General features: G+C 65.7%; 4 protein-coding genes. All 4 read right to left on the bottom strand.

Features of this window, described 5'->3' with window-relative positions; all coding sequences use genetic code 11:
• Positions 1-56 precede the first annotated feature (56 nt).
• Positions 57-692 carry a glutathione S-transferase N-terminal domain-containing protein gene (locus A7A76_RS23405; protein WP_074872505.1) on the bottom strand — a complete coding sequence of 212 codons (636 nt, stop codon included), beginning with the start codon at positions 690-692 and terminating at the stop codon, positions 57-59.
• A gap of 174 nt (positions 693-866) precedes the next feature.
• Positions 867-1,643, bottom strand: a complete 777-nt coding sequence (locus tag A7A76_RS23400) for a cytochrome c1 (RefSeq protein ID WP_206413566.1) — start codon at positions 1,641-1,643, stop codon at positions 867-869.
• Positions 1,636-2,895, bottom strand: a complete 1,260-nt coding sequence (locus tag A7A76_RS23395; RefSeq protein WP_206413565.1) for a cytochrome b — start codon at positions 2,893-2,895, stop codon at positions 1,636-1,638. The genes A7A76_RS23400 and A7A76_RS23395 overlap by 8 nt, the downstream gene beginning before the upstream one ends.
• A 3-nt stretch (positions 2,896-2,898) precedes the next feature.
• Positions 2,899-3,510, bottom strand: a complete 612-nt coding sequence (gene petA, locus A7A76_RS23390; RefSeq protein ID WP_206413564.1) for a ubiquinol-cytochrome c reductase iron-sulfur subunit — start codon at positions 3,508-3,510, stop codon at positions 2,899-2,901.
• Between the last annotated feature and the right edge of the window lie 284 nt (positions 3,511-3,794).

Here is a 3,794-nt window from a genome sequence, read left to right as displayed (position 1 = left end):
CACGGGCGGCCGGCCGCGGACCCGCGCGCGGCGCAGTCGCGCGCCGCGGCGGCGCCTCACATCGGCAGGTCGCGCAGCTTGCGCTCCTGGTCGGTCAGGCTGCGGGTGAAGCCGGGGTTGCGGAAGATCCGGTTGCCGTAGTCCTCGATCGCCTTGGCGTCCTTCGGCAGCGGCACGTCCAGCGACGGCAGGCGCCAGATGATCGGCGCCATCGCGCAGTCGGCCAGGCTCATTTCCGGGTTCAGGAAGAACTTGCTGGCCTTGAACAGCGGCACCGAGGCGGTCAGCAGTTCCTTGAGCCGCTTGCGCGCGGCCTCGGCCTGGACCTTGTTGCCCATCTGGATGGCCTGCACCTGCGGCACCCAGTCGTGCTCCAGGCGCAGCATCGCCAGGCGCAGGCGCGCGCGCGACAGCGGATCGACCGGCATCAGCGGCGGATGCGGATAACGCTCGTCGAGGTACTCGCTGACCACGCTGGCCGCGTACAGGACCAGGTCGCGCTCGACCAGGGTCGGCACCGAATGGTAGGGGTTGAGGTCGACCAGATCTTCCGGCGGGTTCTGCGGATCGACCGGAATCAAGTCGTAGGTAACGCCCTTGGCCGCCAGGACCAGACGCACGCGGTGGCACAGCACGCAGTCGGTGGACGAGAACAGAGTCAACGCATTACGCATACGGGGGCTAGCCGCCATCATCGACCTCTCCAGCGACCGGAATCCGCCAGTCGCAAGACGCCCCCCACCCTGCGTGGAAGGTCGTCACGGCCTCGAGTCCGTTACCGGCTTTGCGCAGGTTGTCGGCTCGCCAGACCGTCAACCCTAACGGAAAACCCGCGCTTATGGCGCGGGTTTTCCAGGCGAACTCCGTCAATGTTCCACGTCGCGCCAGTACTCGGTCTTCAACAAATACGCGAGGAAGGTGAACAAGGCGAGGAACAGGATCACCCAAACGCCGAGGCTCTGGCGCTTGAGCGCCGCCGGTTCGCCGGCGTACTCGAGGAAAGCGGTGATGTCGCGCGTGGCGGTGCGGAAGCCGTCGGCGTCGAGCTTGCCGGGCTGCTCGATCTTCAGGCCGTGCACCGGGCGTTCGCCGGTGGCCTTGTCCGGCTCGCCGTACTCGGCGTGCTGCAGGCCCTGCAGCTCCCACAGCGGGTTGGGCATGGACGCGTTCGGGAACAGCTTGTTGTTCCAGCCCAGCGGCCGCGACTCGTCCAGATAGAACTGGTTGAGGTAGGTATAGACCCAGTCGCTGCCGCGCACGCGGGTGATCAGGCTCAGGTCCGGCGGCATCTTGCCGAACCACTGGTTGGCGTGTTCCGGGGTCAGGTTGACCAGGATCTGCTCGCCGAACTTGGCGCCGGTGAAGTTGAGGTTGTTCATCACCTCGTCTTCGGTCAGGCCCAGGTCTTCGGCCATGCGCGAATAGCGCAGGTACTTGAGCGAGTGGCAGCCCGAGCAGTAGTTCATGTACAGCTGGGCGCCGCGCTGCAGCGAGGCGCGGTCGTTCAGGTCGGTGCCCGACTGCAGCAGCGCGCCGCCGCCGGAGGCGTAGGCGGTGGCCGAGACGAGCAGGCCGGCGACGAAGGTGGCGAGCTTCTTCACGATGCGGGTCTTCTTGAAGGACGGCTGGCTGTGGTTAGTCATGCATCGTCACCCGTTCCGGCACCGGCTTGGTCTTGTCGAGCTTGGTCCACAGCGGCATGGTGATGAAGAACGTGAAGTACAGGAAGGTCAGCACCCGGCCGATGATGGTCTCGACCGGATCGGTGCCCGGGCCGGCGCCGATCTTGCCCAGCCAGACGAAGCACACCGCCAGCACCGCCAGCATCAGCTTGCTGATCCAGCCGCGGTAACGCACCGACTTGACCTTGCAGCGGTCCAGCCACGGCACCAGGAACAGGATCGCGATCGCCGCGAACATCACGATCACGCCGCCGAGCTTGTCCGGGATCACGCGCAGCATCGCGTAGTACGGGGTGTAGTACCACACCGGCTTGATGTGCTCCGGCGTCACCAGGCGGTTGGCCTCGGTGAAGTTGTCGTGCTCGAGGAACCAGCCGCCCATCGCCGGGGCGAAGAAGATGATGAAGGCGGCCAGGATCAGGAAGAAACCGACGCCGAACAGGTCCTTGACCGTGTAGTACGGGTGGAACGGAATGGTGTCGGCCGGCTTGTTCGGATCCCAGCGGTTGCCCTTCGGGCCGTGCTTGGTGTCCACGCCCTCGGGATTGTTGGAACCGACCTCGTGCAGCGCGCCCAGGTGCAGCACGACCAGCAGCAGCAGCACCAGCGGCAGCGCGATCACGTGCAGGGCGAAGAAGCGGTTGAGGGTGGCGTCGCCGGGCAGGTAGTCGCCCATGATCCACTCGGTCAGGCCGTTGCCGATCACCGGGATGGCGCCGAACAGCGAGATGATGACCTTGGCACCCCAGAACGACATCTGGCCCCACGGCAGCACGTAGCCCATGAAGGCTTCGGCCATCAGCACCAGGTAGATCAGCATGCCGAGGATCCACACCAGCTCGCGCGGCTTCTGGTACGAGCCGTAGAGCAGGCCGCGGAACATGTGCAGGTACACCACGATGAAGAACAGCGAGGCGCCGGTGCTGTGCATGTAGCGGATCAGCCAGCCCCACTCCACGTCGCGCATGATGTATTCGACCGACGAGAACGCTTCGGCCGCGGACGGCTTGAAGTGCATCGTCAGGAAGATGCCGGTGACGATCTGGTTGACCAGCACCAGCAGCGCGAGCGAGCCGAAGTAGTACCAGACGTTGAAGTTCTTCGGCGCGTAGTACTCGGTCATGTGCTTGCGGTACGCCGGCATCATGCCGGGAGCGCGCGCGGTGACCCAGTCGAAGACGTTGTTGGCGGTACGCGTCAGGATATTGGCCATGGCTTATGCCCCCTTCGCCGGATCGACGCCGATCACGATCGTGTTGTCGTTCTCGTAGTGGTGCGGAGGCACCAGCAGGTTGATCGGCGCGGGCACGCCCTGGAACACGCGGCCGGCCATGTCGAAGCGCGACTTGTGGCAGGGGCAGAAGTAGCCGCCCTTCCATTCCGGATCGAACGGTTCGGGGCGGATCTCGGCCTTCATTTCCGGCGAGCAGCCCAGGTGGGTGCACAGGCCGACCAGGACCGAGATCTCCGGCTTGATCGAGCGCAGCTCGCCGGTGATGTAGGCCGGCTGCTGGTCCTTGTTGTCGGACTTGGGATCGCGCAGATGGCCGTCGAGGGTCGGCAGCGCATCGAGGATGGCCTTGGACCGCTTGACGATCCAGATCGGCTGGCCGCGCCACTCCAGGATCAGGCGTTGGCCTTCGGCCAGCCCGGTGATGTCCGCCGTCACCGGCGCGCCGGCGAGCTTGGCGCGGGCGCTGGGGTTCCAGGACTTGATGAAAGGCACCGCCGTAAAACCGGCTCCGACCGCCCCGACCACCGCGGTGGTGGCGGTGAGGAACCGACGTCGGCCCGTGTTGATAGGATCGTGGACCCCTTGGTTGGCCATCCGGCACTCCGCGAAAGCTTCAATTCGAGGGTAACGCCGCACAACCTGAAACCGATGGCTAGAAACCAAACTCAACCACTGGCGAAAGGCTGGCGGCTCAAAAGACGGGGAAGTGTAGCGGAACCGTTAAGGGCGCGACAATCCGCGCTCTTGCAAAACCGCGACGAGTCTCGCCCGGACGCGACGGCGCGCACAAGCCCCGGATTCGCAAGGCATTCGTAACGCGCGCCGACGCGCGGCGCGACGCCGGCGCGGGCCCGGCGACGGTGCTGGCGGCGCGGTTG

This window comes from Lysobacter enzymogenes (assembly GCF_017168095.1).
In the GTDB taxonomy this organism is placed as follows: Bacteria; Pseudomonadota; Gammaproteobacteria; order Xanthomonadales; family Xanthomonadaceae; genus Lysobacter; species Lysobacter enzymogenes_D.
This window is presented reverse-complemented; position numbering and strand designations above follow the sequence as displayed.